Source organism: Cryobacterium mannosilyticum (genome assembly GCF_004402705.1).
Lineage (GTDB): Bacteria > Actinomycetota > Actinomycetes > Actinomycetales > Microbacteriaceae > Cryobacterium > Cryobacterium mannosilyticum.
The window spans coordinates 36,708-52,502 of the sequence record NZ_SOFM01000046.1 but is presented as its reverse complement, the minus strand read 5'-3'; the positions used below and the strand labels follow the sequence as shown (position 1 = coordinate 52,502).

Below are 15,795 nucleotides of genomic sequence, written 5' to 3'. Positions count from 1 at the left end.
GTGAGACGGGTGGGGACGGTGGGACTAGGCGCGGGCCGCGGGGGCCTCTTCGCCGATGACGCCGTTCTCCCAGCGGCCTTCCTCCAGGTCGATCGCGATGGCGTGGTACTTCTTGTCGCTCAGGCTGTAGAGGAAATAGATGATGACGGCCGCGATCGTGAGGGCGACGGCCGGGTAGAGGGTCATCACGCTCTTGATGCCGGCGAGCGTGGCATCCGACTGGCTGGTCGCCTTGGCGACGTAGCCGGTGATGGCGAGCATGCCCGCTCCGACGAGGGCGGCGAGGGACTGGGCGATCTTGCGGGAGAAGTTGAATGCCGCGTAGGTCATGGTCTCCTTACGAACTCCGGTGTGCCACTCTCCGTAGTCGATGGTGTCGGAGACGAAGGCCCAGGTGACGCCGTTCGGAATCGCGAGGGCCGCGTAGCCGATGGTGACGAGGATCATGAACGTCCACAGGTTCGTGGGGATGATGAAGTTGAGGCCGTTGGCGACGATGGAGACGACGAAGCCGAGCATGGCCGTCTTCTTCTTGCCCCACTTGGCGACCATCTTCGGGATGAACATGATGCCGACGATGGAGGCACCGATCATGACGAGATTGAGCACGGCCTGGAGGGCGATGTTGCCGAGGTTGTACTGGGCGAAGAAGATCATCATCATGTTGTTGACGTTCATCGAGGAGATGGTGAAGAGCGTCATCAGCACGAGGGCGAGCAGGGGCTTGTTGGTGAAGACGGCGCGGGCGTAGTCCTTGACGCCGTTCTTCTCGAAACCGACCGAGCGGTTGACGTAGACGCGTTCCTTGGTGCCGCGGTAGCAAACGTAGAACGAGACGACACCGATGATGGCCATCACCATCGAGGCGAACATGAAGTTCCGTGCGGTCATGCCGCCGAAGATCATCATCATAGGGATGAACGCGAATCCGGTGATCCACTGCGCCCCGAGCGACCCGGCCTGGCGGGTGGTGGCGAGTTCGGCGCGATCCTTGATGTCGCGGGTCATCACCGAGGCCAGCGAGCCGTAGGGGTCGTTGGTGAAGGAATAAATGATGCCCCAGATCGCATACGTCGTGGCGGCGAAGGCGATCTTCCAGCCCATCTCCACGTCGGGCATTGTGAAGGTGACCACGGTCATCACGGCCAGGAGGATGGAGGAGACCATCATCACCGGCCGGAACTTTCCGCGCTTGCCGAATCGGCGGCTGTCGATGAACGCGGCCGCGATCGGGTCCATGAACGCGTCGAACAGTTTGCTGAGCGTGAAGATCAGGGCGACCACCGCGGGGGCGATGCCGGCCGTGTCGATCCAGAACTTGGTCAGGTAGCTCTGGCCGAGGTCGAACATGAAGCCGTTGCCGAAGTCTCCGAAGCCGTAGGCGACCTTCTCCTTGCGGGAGATCCGGTCGATGACGGTGACGCCCGCGGTTCCCTCGGGCCCGGTCGCGCCCATGGCTCCCGGGATGGTCCTGACGCGTTTTTCCTTGCTGATACTCATGATGCGAAATCACTCCTTCGTGCTGGATATGGGGATCGAACAGTGCTGATGTCGCCGTGCTGTTTATGCGTGTCGTGCGTTTTCATGGAGCCGGAACGCGGGTCTGAAGCGGTGTGGTCGCTCAGAACCCGAAGTAGGTGTTGGCGTTGTTGTAGGAGATGTCCTCGACCATCCGCCCGAGCACCTCCTCGTCGTCGGGCACCTCGCCGAGGGCCGCCCACTCGCCGAGCAGTTCGCAGAGGATCCGGCGGAAGTATTCGTGGCGCGGGTAGGAGAGGAAGCTGCGCGAGTCGGTCAGCATGCCGACGAAGTTGGAGAGCAGGCTCTCCTCCGCGAAGACCGATAGTTGCGTGCGCATCCCGTTGCGGGTGTCGTTGTGCCACCAGGCGTTGCCGAGCTGCAGTTTCTGCACGACGTCCTTCTGGTACGAGGCCATCAGGGTGACGAGCGGCAGCCAGTCGTTGGGGTTGAGCGAGAAGATGATGGTGCGGGGAACCGCGTCCTCGGTTTCCATCGCGTTGAACAAACGAGCGAGCGGCTCAGCGATGTTGCGGTCGTTGATCGCGTCGTAGCCGGTGTCGGCGCCCATCCGGGCGAATCCGGGGTCGTTGATGTTGCGCATCGCGTGGATGTGGAACTGCATCGTCCAGTCCTTCGCGTTGTAGATGCGCATCAGGGCCTTGAGCAGCGCGGTACGGTACTGGGCGATTTCCGTCGCGTCGAGCGTCGTGCCGGCACGGGCCGCGGTGACAATCGCGTCCAGCTCGGCATCGGTCGCATCGGCGTATACGACGATGTCGAGGGCGTGGTCGGAGAGCCGGCTTCCCCTGGTGTGGAAGAAGTCGACGCGCCGGCTGAGCGCTTCGACGACATCCGCGAAGCCGTCGATGGTGACACCGGATGCCGCACCGAGCGTTTCGAGGTAGGCCGGGTAGCCGGCCTGGTCGATGTTGAGGGCCTTGTCCGGGCGGAAGGCCGGCAGCACGCGGAACGCGGTCTCGCTCCCCAGGAGTTCGTGCACGTGCAGGTCGTCCGCCGGGTCATCCGTGGTGACGACGATCTTGACGTTCATGCTCCGGATCAGGCTCCGGCGGGAGAACTCGGGCGTGGCCAGCAGCAGGTTGGCCGCGTCGTAGACCTCACGCGCGGTGTCGCGGGTGAGCACGGTGTCGATGCCGAAGAAGCGCTTGAGCTCCAGGTGCGCCCACACGTAGAGCGGGTTGCCGAGGGCCTTCTCGAGGGTGCCCGCCCAGGCGTAGAACTTGTCGAAGTCCGCGCCGTCGCCGGTGATCAGATGCTCGGGCACCCCGTTGGTGCGCATCAGGCGCCACTTGTAGTGGTCGCCGTAGTTGTCGCCGCCGAGCCAGGCCTCGGTGATCGTGGCGAAGTTCCCGTCGTCCAGGATTTCCTGCGGGCTGAGGTGGCAGTGGTAGTCGACGATCGGCATGTTCTTCGCGTGGTTGTGGAAGAGTGCTTTCGCCATCGGTGTGGTGAGCAGGAAGTCGTCGTTCAAGAACATCAGTTTCGGTCCCTTGTCGATTACGCGTGGGCGGCGGTCGGCGCCGATGCCGTCACGCTGAGGTCGGCCAGGGTGGCGCGCACGCCGCGGCCTCGCAGGCTCTCGATGCCGGCCGCGACCTGGGCGGTGAGGCCCGCAACAGCGGTGAGGTCGGTTCCCCACAGGGTGTCGGTGGCGAGGATCGCGCCGACGTAGGCCTCGAGGTCGCCGGCCGCGGCGAGGTACTCCGCGTGGAAGATCTCGAGGGTTTCGGCTCCGTCGACCGGCTGCACCGTGACCGCGGGGTCGCCGCTGTAGGTGAGCAGCAGGCCGGAGAGCGCGAGGGTGATCCGGGGCGGGAGGGCGTTGTTCTTCGTGTGGAAGCTGAGCAGGATGGGCAGCAGGCGCGACCGGAATTTTGAGGCGGTGTTGAGGGCGATCGAGGCCAGTTCGTGGTGCATGAACGGGTTCTCGAAGCGTTCCTTGACGGATTCCGCATAGGCCGCCAGTTCGTCGTGCGGGAGGTCGAGCACGGGGATGATCTCCTCGTACATCTCGGCGTTGATGAACGCGGCGAGTTCGGCATCCGTCATCACGTCGCGCACCGTCTCGACGCCGTCGAGCCGGAAGATCGCGGCCATGGTCGTGTGCGGGCCGTTGAGCAGGAAGACCTTGCGTTCGCGGTACGGCGTCATGTTGTCAGTGACGGTCACGTTCAGGCCGGCGCGGTGAAGCGGCAGGATGTCTTCGAGCGCCTTCGGGCCCTCAATCACCCAGAGCAGGAACGGCTCTGCCTTCACGAGCGAGCTGTCCTCGTAGCCGAATTCCTCGGCGAGGGCCGCGGCGCGGTCGGCCGGGTGGCCGGGCACGATCCGGTCGACGAGCGTGGAGTAGAAGGTGTTGCTCTCGTTCAGCCAGGCGTCGAAGCCGGCGCCGAGCGACCACAGGGCGGCGGTCTCCTGCACGGCTTCCTTGAGCTTGGGACCGTTCCGCTCGATCAGCTCGCACGGGATGATGTGGAATCCCTTCTTGCCGAGGGTGAATCGTCTGAAGAGGAGCGCGGTCAGCTTGCCGGGGAAGCTCTGTTGCGGGGCGTCGTCGAGGCGGTCGCGGGTGTCGAAGGCGATGCCGGCCTCGGTGGTGTTCGAGACGATGAACTCGATGTCGTCGTCGGCGGCCAGGCCGAGGTAGGCCTGGTAGTCGAGGTAGGGGTTGACGGTACCGTTGACCACGGTGATCACCTCGTGACTCTCGACCTCCTCGCCCTCGTGCAGTCCCTCCAGGAGCACGGTGAACAGCCCGTCTTGGGCGTCGAGGTCGGCGACGCGGCCGCCGGCGAGCGGTTGCACGATCTTCACGCCGCCGTTGAAGAGGCCCTGGTCGTTCATCTGCTGGATCTGCCAGTCGACGAACGCCCGCAGGAAGTTCCCCTCGCCGAACTGGAGGACCTTCGTCGGCAGTTCGCTCCGGGCGGGAACGACGCTGTTCGAGAGTTTCTGCATGGGGGTCCGTTCGGTCGTGGAATCGGTGTTCGTGGTGTTCGCGGGCGACTTCGTCGCGGTGATGGCAACCTGCATCCGGTGCGTCACGCCCGGCGTGATGGTGACGAGGTTGTCGCCGACATTGCAGGTCTCGACGCAGGCGGTCCGGGTCCACTCGGCGTCGCCGTAGTCGGCGATGGCGGATGCCTTCAGCTCGCCGGCATTCCAGACCACCGTCTGCGCGGCGTTCCAGGCGACGGCGGTGATGCTGCGGTCGTTCGCCGCGTCGACGAGCGTGAGCTCGGGCGGCATCGGGTAGAGCCGGTCGATCTCCCGGCCGTGGAAGGTGACGGGCAGCAGCGAGCTCCCGGTGGACGCCGGCGTGGTCGAGCGGTCCAGGTAGGGCAGGGTCTCGAGTCCGGTCAGCACGCTCGTCGTGACGTCGCCGACGCCGAAGTAGGTGTGGAAGGCCTCTTCGAAGCTCAACAACGTCGCGCCGTCGTTGCGCACGGTGAGCTCGAGTTCCAGCTGGGCGCCGACCGTGACGAAGTAGTGGGCCGTGAACGGGTGGAACCCGGCCGGCACGCCCGCACTGTTCTGGGTGAGCTCGAAGGTGAGTCTTGCCGCGTCGCCGAGGCGTTTGGTGTCGACGAGCGACCAGCCGGCCAGGCGGGCCCAGCCGTGGTTGGGGGCTGCGGCATCCGTTTTGTTCGGGCCGAACCAGGGGAAGCAGATCGGAACGCCGCCGCGGAGGGGTGCGTCGTCGGAGAAGACGCCGAACTCGCTCATCCAGAGCACCGGCTGGTGGCCGGCCGGGGTGAAGCCGGCGACGTGGGCACCGTGCAGGTAGATGAGCGCCGTTGCCGCGGGAACGGTGACCTCGACCGCTGCCAGGCCGCCGCGGCCATCGACCAGGCGGATGCCCGGGGCGAGCCGGTCGGCGACGGGCATCACGATGCCACGGCGCAGTCCGATACGAAATGACTCGTATGGGTGTTCATTTCTACCTCCTCGATGAGACCAGGTCCTGACGCACGTTCCGTCCAGCAGAACATCTTTCCGTCTGAAAGAACACTAGCACTTACATAGGCAGGTTAAGAACCTGATTCCGCGATAGAATGAGCCTCAAGCGTTCCACCGGACAGAACAGCCAGTTCACGGTCAATAAACGCAGTTCCAATTCACGAAGGGATCGATGTCAGTGACCCTGACCAACTCAATTCAGACGATTCCCGCTGGCGCGTCCACCAAGGACAGCGCGGCCCGCAAGCTACTCCGAGTACTCGAGGCCGTCTCCAGTCCGGGCGAGGCCCACCGGCTGAGCGACCTGGTCAAGGAGACCGGCCTGACCAAGACCAGCGTCTTCCGGCTCCTCTCCGAGCTGGTCGACGAGGGGTATGTCAGTCGCACCACCGACGGCACGTATTCCCCTGGACGTGCCCTGCGTGTGCTCGCGCTCCGGCTCGCCAAGAACAGCACGGATGACTCAGACCAGGTACGCACCCGGTTGAAGCGACTTCAGGAGGACGTGCAGAGCACCATTCACTTCGCCCTGCGCACCGGTGACTGGGCAACCTATGTCGAGAAGGTCGAGGACACCGCGCAGCCGATCCGGATGGCGTCGCGGATCGGGGCCCAGATCCCATTGCATTCAACGGCCATCGGCAAGGCAGTGCTGGCCTACCTGCCCGAGAGCGAGGTGCGCAAATACGCCGCGAAGACGGGCCTTCCGCGCCGCACGGACAAGACGATCACCGACGTCGAGAGTCTGCTGGCCGACGGCGAACTCGTGCGCAACCGCGGCTACTCGATCGACGACGAGGAGAACGAGGAGCACATCCGCTGCATGGCGACGCCCGTCTTCGACACCCGGAACAACCTGCTCGGCGGCATCGGCATCACCACGATCGCACCCCTGGTCACGCAGCAGAAGCTGGAGTCGTTCGCGCCACTGCTGCTCACCGCGGCGCGCGACATCATGGGCCTCGTCTAGGGCGGTGTCTTGCGCCGCACGGAACGCCTGCCGAGTTGCGGAGAAAGCACCTTCGCCGCGCGGGAGGGTGTGGGGGAGGGTGTCTTGTCCGCAACTCAACCCCGGGCGCGACGGGCGCACCCGGGACGAGGGCGCGCCTAGCGTTCGGCCAGGATGCCGTCCTCGTCGCAGTAGACCGTGCGGCCGGGGATGAAGCTCACTCCGTCGATCTCGACCACGGCATCCGCGGTGCCGAAGCCCCGTTTGGCGCTCTTGCGCGGGTTGCTGCCGAGCGCCTTCACCCCGAGGTCGAGGGCGCCGATCGCGACCCGGTCGCGGATGGCGCCGTTGATGATGACGCCCGCCCAGCCGTTGGTGACAGCGCTTTCGGCGATCATGTCGCCCATCAGGGCGCTGCGCAGCGAGCCGGCGCCGTCGACCACGAGCACCGCGCCGTCTCCCGGCGTGGCGAGGATCGACTTCACGAGGGCGTTGTCCTCGAAGCACGACACGGTGCGGATCGGTCCGCTGAAGCGCGCCCGCCCGCCCAGCGACTGGAACTGAGTGGCGACGGACTGGAGGTCCTCGCCATGCTCGTCGTAGAGATCGGCAGTGAGCTCGGTCATCGGTACCCCTCGGCTTCGTCGGACGTGCGGTCCCCCCAGCGTACGACGCCGACGGTCACGGATGCCCCGCGAGGGTTCCTGGAGACCGTCGGCTGGCGCCACGCGCCCGGACGATCACGCGGCGAGCGCGGCCAGCTCCTCGGCGAGCAACCCCCGCAGCGCCTCCAGGTCGGGGCAGGCATCCGGGTCGGCGATGAGCGTGATCGTGAGGCTGCCCGCATAGGAGAGCACGGCGAAGGAGACCGTGACGTTGCCGGTCGCGGCGCTCAGCGGCACGATCGCGCTGACCGGGCAGCCGAAGATCGAGAGCCGCTGCTCCGGCCCGCGCAGGTTGCTCACGAAGGTGTGGATCAGCCGCTGCCGGTCGACGAACCATTGGAACAGGCCGGTCCGGGCGAGCACCCGGAAGAACGGGCCGAGCAGCGCCGTCGTCGCTCCGGGCGACGACCGCTTCGCACGGCGGGTGCCCTCGGCGACGAATCGCAGCCGGCGCGCCTGGTCGCCGGCTCCGGGCACCCGGATCGGGATCACCCCGCTCCGGTTGCCGAGCTCCCCCGCCGTGACGCCGGCCCGCTCGGAGAACGGCACCGAGATGATGAACCGGTCTTCGCGCTCGCCCCGCGACGCGAGCAGGCGGTGCAGCGCGCCGCCGATCGCGGTGAGCACCACATCGTTGACCGTGGCGCCCTGGGCGCGACCGGCGGCGCGGATCCCGTCCAACGGCACCGTGACGGTCGCGAACCGGCGCCGCGGGCCCGTCGGCGCGTTCAGCGAGGTCGGCCGCAGCCGTGTCCAGCGCACCGAACGCAGCTCCACGGTCGCGTCGCCGAGTCGGTGCAGCAGCGCGGGCATCCGTCGCAGCGAGCCCAGCCGCCGGGCCCAGGCATCGACGGCCAGCCGGCGAACGGATGCCTGCGGCCGCGGAAACCCGGATCCCCCGGCCCCCGGCGCCCCGGCTCCTGACCTCGCACCGTCGACCAGCCCGGCCAGCACGGCCAGGCCGGCCACGCCGTCGGCGAGCACGTGGTGGAAGACGATGACCAGCGCCGCCTGGTGTTCCCCGACCCCGGTCACGAGGGTGGCGGCCCAGAGCGCACGGGACCGCGGCAACGGCGTGACGAGCATCGCCGCGGCCAGGGCGAGCACCGCCTGCTCTCCCCCGGGCGCCGGGCAAGCGACAACGCGCACGTGCCGGGACACGTCGAACCCCGGATCATCGACCCAGATCGGCCGCCCGCAGCCGACCGGCAGGCTCACGAGCCGTTGCCTGAGCCGCGGCACGCCGGGGAGGCGCCGGGCAAGCTGCTCCACGACCCGCGCGGCGTCGAGTCCGGTCGCGGACCGAGACCGGCCGCCCGTGTCGAGGAATAGCACGGCCCCCACCTGAGTCGGCGTGGTTCCGCGCTCGGTGGCCATCGACATCAGGTCGTCGGCGCTCACCCGGTCAATCGGAAGGGACTTCCCCATGCCTCGAACGTATACCCGCGACCGGCGTCCCGGGCATCCCTACCATCGTCTCCGGCCAGGAAATTCCCGGCGATCGGATCAACCGGGTCTCGAGCTCGACCACCGCGCCGCCTCGACGACGGCGCCGGCTCGACGACCGCGCCGGCGTGACGAATCCGGCGCGGGTCCGTCCTATCAGTGACGGATGTCGCACCACCGTGACCGCCGAATCTGCGCGACGATAGAATTCCTGCACCTGACCCCGCGCACCTGAACCCGGAGGACACCCCGTGACGAGCACCGACCTGCCCCAGTCCGACCAGGCCGACCGCACCCCCAAGGCCACCGGGCCGGGCCTGGCCGCGGTCGTCTACAACCCGATCAAGGTCGACCTGGCCGCGCTCAAGAGCGCCGTCGCGGCCGAGGAGGCCGCCGCCGGCTGGCCGGAGTCGCTGTGGTTCGAGACCTCGGCCGATGACCCCGGCCAGGGGCCGGCCGCACGGGCGCTGGAGGCCGGGGCATCCGTCGTCATCGTCGCCGGCGGCGACGGCACCGTGCGCGCGGTCGCCGAGATCGTGCACGGCACCGACTCCGCGCTCGCCCTGCTGCCCTCGGGCACCGGCAACCTGCTGGCCCGCAACCTGAAGCTGGTGCTCGACGACCCGGAGCAGTCGATCCACGCGGCGTTCACCGGCTCCGACCGGGCGATCGACGTGGCCATGATCGACATCGAACGGCACGACCGCTCGGTCGACCGGCACGCGTATCTCGTGATGGCCGGGCTCGGCCTCGACGCGAAGATGCTCGCCAACACCGACGACGCGCTCAAGGCGAAGGTCGGCTGGCTGGCCTACGTGAAGGCGCTGGTCGCCGTCGGCCAGGACAAGAATGACCTGCACTTCCGCTACAGCCTCGACAAGAAACCGACGCAATCGATGCGCGCGCACACGATCATGGTGGGCAACTGCGGTTCATTGCCGGCCAAAATCGTGCTGCTGCCCGATGCCGCGGTCGACGACGGAGTCTTCGACATCGTCGTGCTCAAGCCGGAGGGTGTTCTCGGCTGGCTGCAGATCCTGTCCAAGGTGATCTGGGAGAACGGTGTGCTCGCCCGCACGCGGCTGGGCCGACGGTTCCAGACGAAGGATGTCGACGCCCTCAACTATGCGACCGGCACCGAGCTGGTCCTGCGCCTGCACCGCCCGGAGGAGATCGAACTCGATGGTGACGAGTTCGGCAAGGCCGTCGCCCTGAAGACCTGGATCGACCCGGGCAGCCTCACCGTGCGCGTGCCCGACGCCGCCGCATAGGCGCCGCGGCGGCCGACGCGGCGGTCCGCGAGCCGGTTCGGCTCAGGCGCTCCGCCAGTTCACCAGGCTGCCGGGCAGGTGCCGGGCGAGCCTCCAGCCGAAGAACACCCCGACGGCCGCCGTGGCCACCGCGCCTCCCGGACCATAGGCGTGCAGTGCGCTCGTCAGCATCGTGCCCAGGGACTCGACCAGCGAACCGCCCTGCTCGAGTGCTCTGCCGAGCCCGCCCACACCGATCTCGCCGGCGATGTAGCCCGAGAGCCCGAAGCAGAGCAGGGCGGAGACGAGCTCGCTCAGCCGGGCCTGCCGCAGGCCGAAGGACAGTGCGACCACCAGCAGGGCGAATCCCAGCGCCCAGCTGAAGCTCACCGAATACAACAGCCAGGGCGCGCCCGGCGCCGCGGCGAGCATCTCCGGCGAATACACGCCTGAGACGAGCGGGATGCCGACAAGCCCCGCCACGCCGAGCAGGTCGAGCCCCTGCCCGAGCCGGGAATCGAGAGGATGCGCCTCGACGTCACGCTCATCGGCGAACGACGGCGGGAGCGACGGCGGGAGCGACAGCGACACAGTCGACGGCGCGAACCGCGGCGAGAACGGCGACGCACCGCCCTCGCCCTGCCGGGGCTGATCCGGTCCGGCGGGCCTCACGGCATCCGTCGCTGCCGTCGCGGCCGGGTACTCCTGCTGGGATTCAACGGAACCGTCGCTGTAGTGCACCGTCAGCCAGCCACCATCGCGGGTCACGTCCGCGAACGCCGCGCCGACCGCCTCGTCCCGCGTGCGGTGGACGCTCAGCTCCACACATTCCGGCACGCCGTAGACAAACCACACGTTGTCGTTGTCTGAGTATCCGACAGTTCGGGATGTCGAAGCCATGCCGACATTCAGGCCCGAGATCAGGTATGTCACAAGGGTTGCAGGCGAAGCCGGGCGACGGATGCCGGCACCGCCGCGAACGCGCCCGCCGCGCTCACCCGCGCGAGCGGGCGAACACCGTGCGCAGGGAGACCTTCTTCGAGTATTCGACCGAGCCGTACCGGAACAGCTGCACGGCGAGGCGCAGCACGATCCCGCCGAGGATGAACAACTCGGCGATGACGATGCCGGACTCGACCGGGCCGAGCGAGCCCAGCCCGTTGCGGAGCATCGCGGTCACCGGGGCCGAATACGGGAAGAAGGTGAACAGCTGCACGATCAGCGCGTGCGGGTCGGAGACCACCAGCGACGCCGCATACAGGGGCACGAACACCAGCGCCATCATGATGCCGAAGACCTGGCTGGCCTCCTTGGCGGTGGGCATGATCGCCCCGGCCGCGACCAGGGTGCCCATGAACAGGGTGAACCCGCCGATCAGCAGCAGTGCGCCGACGACCATCTGGCCGGGGTTCACGATGAGCTGGGAGATGTCAAAGTCGGGCAGGCTGAGCGAGGTCCGGAAGAACAGGTAGCCGACCAGCACCGGCAGGATGAAGACGACCATCTGCACGAGCCCGATGATGAACAGCGAGACGATCTTGCCGGTGATCAGGGTCGTCGGGTTCAGGGTGGTCAGGATCATCTCGGTCACCCGGCTCTCCTTCTCCTCGAGCGTGCTGGTGAGCATCTGGTTGCCCAGCATCACGATCACGACGTAGAAGATGAGCAGGAAGAGCAGTGGCGCGACGGCACCGAGGAACCCGCCGGACACCGCGCCGTCCTTGTAGGTGATCGCATCGACCTGGAAGGAGCCCCTGGCCAGGCCGGTGAGGGTCTGGTCGCCGATCTCCGCCTGCGCGCTGGCGACCATGAGCTGGGTGGCGACGGAGGAGTACTTGCCGTTGTCGAAGATGCCGAGGTCGGCGCCGTAGACCATCGTGGCCTGCTTCGTCGGCTTGGCCGGATAGGCGAAGTGGGCCGCCGACCTGCCCGACTTCACGTCGGCGATCGCCTGCGCCTCGTCGGCGACGACGGTGCCGCCGAACGCGGTCGCGAGGGTCGGGTCGATCCGACCGGAGGCGTCGCTGTAGGTGAACCGGAGGGTCGCATCCTTCTGGGAGTCCACCTTGCTCGAGGTGGTGGTGTTGGAGATGACGATGAGGGCGATCACGATGCCCAGGATCACCGGCACCAGCAGGGTCGTCAGCCAGAACTGCTTCTTCTTGAAGGTGCGGGTGACCTCGAACGAGATGACCGTGCCGAGGTTGTGCCGGGCCATGGTCTACTCCCCCGCGGTTTCGTCGGCGCCGGCGGCGTTCTGGTCGCCGTAGACGGCGACGAAGATGTCGTCGAGGGAGGGGCGCCCGGCGGTGAACCCGCGCACGGTGACCCCGGCATCCATCAGCTCGCGCAGGATGAGCGCCTCGTCGACCGGGGCGGTCACGGTGAGTTCGGCGTAGGTGCTCTCCCGCCGGGTGACCACGTAGTGAACGGATGCCGGGATCTCGCCGGAGTACTGCAGCCGCACCACGGTTCCGCCGTACTGGTCCTGCACGGCCTCGACCGTGCCGTAGGCCTCCACCTCACCGTTCTTGAGGAGCACGACCCGGTCGCAGAGCCGCTCCACCTCCTCCATCTGGTGGGTGACCATGAGCACGGTCGCGCCGGCGCGCTTCTGGTCCTCGATGATGTCCATCAGCAGCTTGCGGTTGACCGGGTCGAAGCCCTTGGTGGGCTCGTCCAGGATGAGGAGTTCGGGGTCGTTCATGATCGTGACGCCCAGCTGCACCTTCTGCTGCTGGCCGCCGGAGAGCTTGTCCAGGCGCACCTTCGCCTTGTCGCCGAGCGCGACCCGCTCCAGGTACTCGTGCGACCAGGCCACGGCGGCCGCCTTGCGGAGGCCCTTGAGCCGGCCGAAGTAGACCATCACGTCGATCACGGACTCCTTCTTGTAGAGTCCGCGCTCCTCGGGCAGGTAGCCGAGCCTGGCGCCGTCCTCCGGCGCGAAGGGGCGCCCGTTGATGTGCAGCACCCCGGCCGTGGCCTGGTAGATGCCCAGCAGCGCCCGGATCGTGGTGGTCTTGCCCGACCCGTTCGAGCCGAGAAAACCAAAGGTCTCACCCCGGTTGATGTCGAAGGACAGGTCACGGATGACCGTGCTGCGGCCGAAGTCCATCCGGAAGTTGCTGATGTGCACGAGCGGCTCGGCGTCAGGCCGTGACCCCGCCGCCGGCCGCGCCTGCCGATCGAGCGTGTCCAGCGGTGTGAGCAGTGCAGAAGTCATGCCGAAAATCCCCCCAGTTTCGTTACTAGACGACGTTACACCGGAGGGGTGTGGCCGGCCGCGCGGCGGATGAAGAACGCCGCGGGGATCGCGAAGAGCGAGATCACGGCGCCGCAGAGGAACGCGGCGTGGATTCCCGCGGAGGTGGCGGCGACATCCGTTGCCCCGCCGGCCAGGCGTGACGCGGCGACGGATGCCATCACGGTCACGAACAGCGCGGTGCCGGCCGCCCCGGCCAGCTGCTGCACGGTGCCGACCATGGCGCTGCCGTGCGAGTAGAGCTCGGGGCGCACGGCGGCCAGGCCCGCGGTGAACAGCGGGGTGAAGAGCAGGGCGAGGCCGAAGCTCAGCGTGACGTGGGCGGCGAGCACCCACCACTGCGAGGTGTCGGAGCGGAGCAGGGTCATCGCCCAGAACACGGCGCTGACGATGACCGCCCCGGTGACGAGCAGGCGGGTCGGCCCGGACCGGTCGTAGAGCCGGCCCACGGTGGGCGCGAGCAGCCCCATCACGAGGCCGCCGGGCAGGAGGAGCAGCCCGGTGGTGAGCGCGGGCAGTCCGAGCACCGTCTGCATGTAGATCGGCAGCAGGATGATGGTGCCGAACAGGGCCATCATGCTGATCGCCATCATCACGATCGCGAACGTGAAGGTGCGCGAGCGGAAGGTGCGCAGGTCGAGCAGAGCGCCGTCGCGTTTCTGCAGCGCGAGCTGGCGGAGGATGAACAGGGCCAGGCCGAGCGCCCCGACGGCCAGCGGCAGCCAGCCGGAGACCGAGGCGATGCCGCCGGCAGCGCCGAGGTTGCTCAGCCCGTAGACGAGCCCGCCGAAGCCGAGCGCGGAGAGGATCACCGAGAGCACGTCGATCGGCGTCTTGCGCGGGGTTGTCACGTTCTTCATCATGATCCCGCCCACGATCAGCGAGGTCAGCGCGATCGGCAGCACGAGGATGAACATCCAGCGCCAGTCGAGCACGCTGAGGATGGCGCCGGAGATGGTCGGCCCGATCGCCGGGGCGACCGAGATGACGATGGAGATGTTGCCCATCATCCGGCCGAGGTGGGCCGGCGGCACGAGCGTCATCACGGTGGTCAGCAGCAGCGGGAACATGATCGCCGTGCCGGTGGCCTGCACGACCCGGGCGGCCAGCAGCACCTCGAAGCCGGGCGCGAGCGCCGCGATCAGCGTGCCCGTGCTGAAGAGGGTCATCGCCGCGATGAACACCGGCCGGGTGTTGAAGCGCTGCAGCAGGAACCCGGTGATCGGGATGACGACGGCCATCGTGAGCATGAACGCGCTGGTCAGCCACTGGGCGGCACTGGCCGTGATGTTCAGGTCGCTCATCAGCCGCGGCAGCGCCACACCCATGATCGTCTCGTTGAGGATCACGATGAAGGTCGAGATCAGCAGCAGGGTGATGACCAGCCGGTTGCGGATGCCGAGGGCCGCCTCGGCGGCGGATGCGGCGGCCGCGTGCGCGGCGGCATCCGTGCCCGTGGCGGTGGTGCCTGTCGTGGCGGTGGCGGTGGCGGTTTCGGTCATTCGAAGGTCCCGTCGAGAGGTGCGGTCAAGAGGTGCGGTCAAGGGGTGCGGTCACGAGGTGCCGCAGCAGAGTGGCCCGGCAACGGCCGCGCGGACGAACGACTGCAAGAAACGGCTGTGCAGAGAGGTAACCGGCCGGGCGCCGGGCGCATTCCGAGAATACAAAAGTCGCGCGGTGCTGCTACGATCTCTCGCCCTGACGCGTGCCGAGGGGGAAAACACGGTCGCTGACCAAGACGGTCGCCGACCAACACGGTGGCTAACTCAGGAAGATCTGCGTCGCATCCGCAAACTGCCGCGTGATTCCGCGGGCGGATGCCGCGACTCGCCGGATTCTCCTGAGTTGGCCACGTGGGGCGGCCGGCCTGCCCCCGCCGGCTGTGACGGGACGGGTCCACGGCGACCGGAAAGGCCGCCGTGGACGGCGTGGCCGCCGTGGACGCCGAACGTCGGAGCCGAACGACACTGCCCCTCATCGGAAGGGCACGGTCATCCGGTATCCGAGCAGGTCCACGCGCAGGCGCTCCTCGGCCCGCTCGCGCTCCTGGCGGATGCGGAGAGCGGCTTCCCACTCCTCCGCCTCCACAGCAACAGGAGCGGGAGTGCGCACCGCGCCCGGGCGCCGCCCCCACTTGATCAGGGCGACGCCCATGTGCAGGGCCAGGCGATCGATCGGGCCGACGCGCCGCGGCCGGGGCTGCGGGCGCTCCGGCGCCTGTTCGGGCCGCGGTTGCGGCGGGTGGTCGTGGCGACCGGGCTTGGTCGACAGGGTTGTATGCATGGTGGTTGAGCCTCACTGTGACGGTGCAGGCACGACGGATGCGCTCGCATCCGTCGGTGCACCGGCGGGGCCGCCTGAGGCGGCACAGGGATGACATCGTCAGTGCGATGTCAGGGAAGCGATCGCAGCAGCGATCGCGCCGACGGTGCGGAGGGCACCGGTTTCGGCACGGGCGTCGAGGGCGTCACCGCCCGACGGGCGGCGGAATCTCTCGGCCGATCAGTCGGTGGTGACGCCGACGAGGCCGGCGGTCATGCAGGTAAATGCTGAGTAATCTGAACGAATCATGTGCGGCTCCTCTCGTCGAATGGCGTGGGTCTCAACCTACCGGGCAAACGGCCGGCCACGCAAGCATTCCGGCGAATTGGAGCGGCCGACCTCGCCGCCGGGCCCACACCGGCCACGCGGCGACGGCGGGAGTCGCGTCGCGGCCGTGCC

12 protein-coding genes are annotated in these 15,795 nt (G+C 67.9%); 2 read left to right on the top strand and 10 right to left on the bottom strand.

What is annotated here, in order from left to right:
• Window positions 1-24: 24 nt before the first annotated feature.
• The 3 genes from E3O32_RS15285 to E3O32_RS15275 form a co-directional block, all read right to left on the bottom strand.
• The gene (locus E3O32_RS15285; RefSeq protein WP_198417583.1) at window positions 25-1,500 is read right to left on the bottom strand and encodes a glycoside-pentoside-hexuronide (GPH):cation symporter; all 1,476 of its coding nucleotides are present in this window, start codon (window positions 1,498-1,500) and stop codon (window positions 25-27) included.
• A 121-nt stretch (window positions 1,501-1,621) separates the two neighbouring features.
• Window positions 1,622-3,019, bottom strand: a complete 1,398-nt coding sequence (gene uxaC, locus E3O32_RS15280) for a glucuronate isomerase (RefSeq protein ID WP_134510688.1) — start codon at window positions 3,017-3,019, stop codon at window positions 1,622-1,624.
• Window positions 3,020-3,039: 20 nt separating this feature from the next.
• Entirely contained in the window at window positions 3,040-5,430 is a 2,391-nt protein-coding gene (locus tag E3O32_RS15275; protein WP_134510687.1) for a tagaturonate reductase, read from the bottom strand.
• A 244-nt stretch (window positions 5,431-5,674) separates the two neighbouring features.
• On the opposite strand from E3O32_RS15275, the gene E3O32_RS15270 reads away from it, so the two are divergent.
• Window positions 5,675-6,472: an IclR family transcriptional regulator gene (locus E3O32_RS15270; RefSeq protein WP_134510686.1), complete on the top strand. Its 798-nt coding sequence runs from the start codon at window positions 5,675-5,677 to the stop codon at window positions 6,470-6,472.
• Between the two features lie 137 nt (window positions 6,473-6,609).
• Here the strand turns inward: E3O32_RS15270 and rraA are convergent, their stop codons facing one another.
• Entirely contained in the window at window positions 6,610-7,077 is a 468-nt protein-coding gene (rraA, locus tag E3O32_RS15265) for a ribonuclease E activity regulator RraA (RefSeq protein ID WP_134510685.1), read from the bottom strand.
• A 114-nt stretch (window positions 7,078-7,191) separates the two neighbouring features.
• Window positions 7,192-8,544 carry a wax ester/triacylglycerol synthase domain-containing protein gene (locus E3O32_RS15260; RefSeq protein WP_134510684.1) on the bottom strand — a complete coding sequence of 451 codons (1,353 nt, stop codon included), beginning with the start codon at window positions 8,542-8,544 and terminating at the stop codon, window positions 7,192-7,194.
• A gap of 269 nt (window positions 8,545-8,813) precedes the next feature.
• On the opposite strand from E3O32_RS15260, the gene E3O32_RS15255 reads away from it, so the two are divergent.
• Window positions 8,814-9,833 (top strand): diacylglycerol/lipid kinase family protein, encoded by a 1,020-nt coding sequence (locus E3O32_RS15255; RefSeq protein ID WP_338145205.1) that lies wholly within the window; start codon window positions 8,814-8,816, stop codon window positions 9,831-9,833.
• A 42-nt stretch (window positions 9,834-9,875) separates the two neighbouring features.
• Here E3O32_RS15255 and E3O32_RS15250 read toward each other — a convergent pair whose 3' ends face one another.
• The 5 genes from E3O32_RS15250 to E3O32_RS15230 all read right to left on the bottom strand — a co-directional run bounded on the left by E3O32_RS15250 (window position 9,876) and on the right by E3O32_RS15230 (window position 15,357).
• On the bottom strand, window positions 9,876-10,712 hold the full coding sequence (locus tag E3O32_RS15250; protein ID WP_134510683.1) for a hypothetical protein: 837 nt from the start codon (window positions 10,710-10,712) through the stop codon (window positions 9,876-9,878).
• 94 nt (window positions 10,713-10,806) lie between these two features.
• Complete coding sequence (locus E3O32_RS15245) at window positions 10,807-12,030, bottom strand: ABC transporter permease (RefSeq protein ID WP_134510682.1); 1,224 nt, start codon at window positions 12,028-12,030, stop codon at window positions 10,807-10,809.
• Between the two features lie 3 nt (window positions 12,031-12,033).
• A complete protein-coding gene (locus tag E3O32_RS15240; protein ID WP_134510705.1) occupies window positions 12,034-12,927 on the bottom strand; it encodes an ABC transporter ATP-binding protein in 894 nt (297 codons plus the stop codon).
• Between the two features lie 143 nt (window positions 12,928-13,070).
• Window positions 13,071-14,576 (bottom strand): DHA2 family efflux MFS transporter permease subunit, encoded by a 1,506-nt coding sequence (locus E3O32_RS15235; protein WP_134510681.1) that lies wholly within the window; start codon window positions 14,574-14,576, stop codon window positions 13,071-13,073.
• A gap of 472 nt (window positions 14,577-15,048) precedes the next feature.
• Complete coding sequence (locus tag E3O32_RS15230; RefSeq protein WP_134510680.1) at window positions 15,049-15,357, bottom strand: hypothetical protein; 309 nt, start codon at window positions 15,355-15,357, stop codon at window positions 15,049-15,051.
• Window positions 15,358-15,795: the final 438 nt, after the last annotated feature.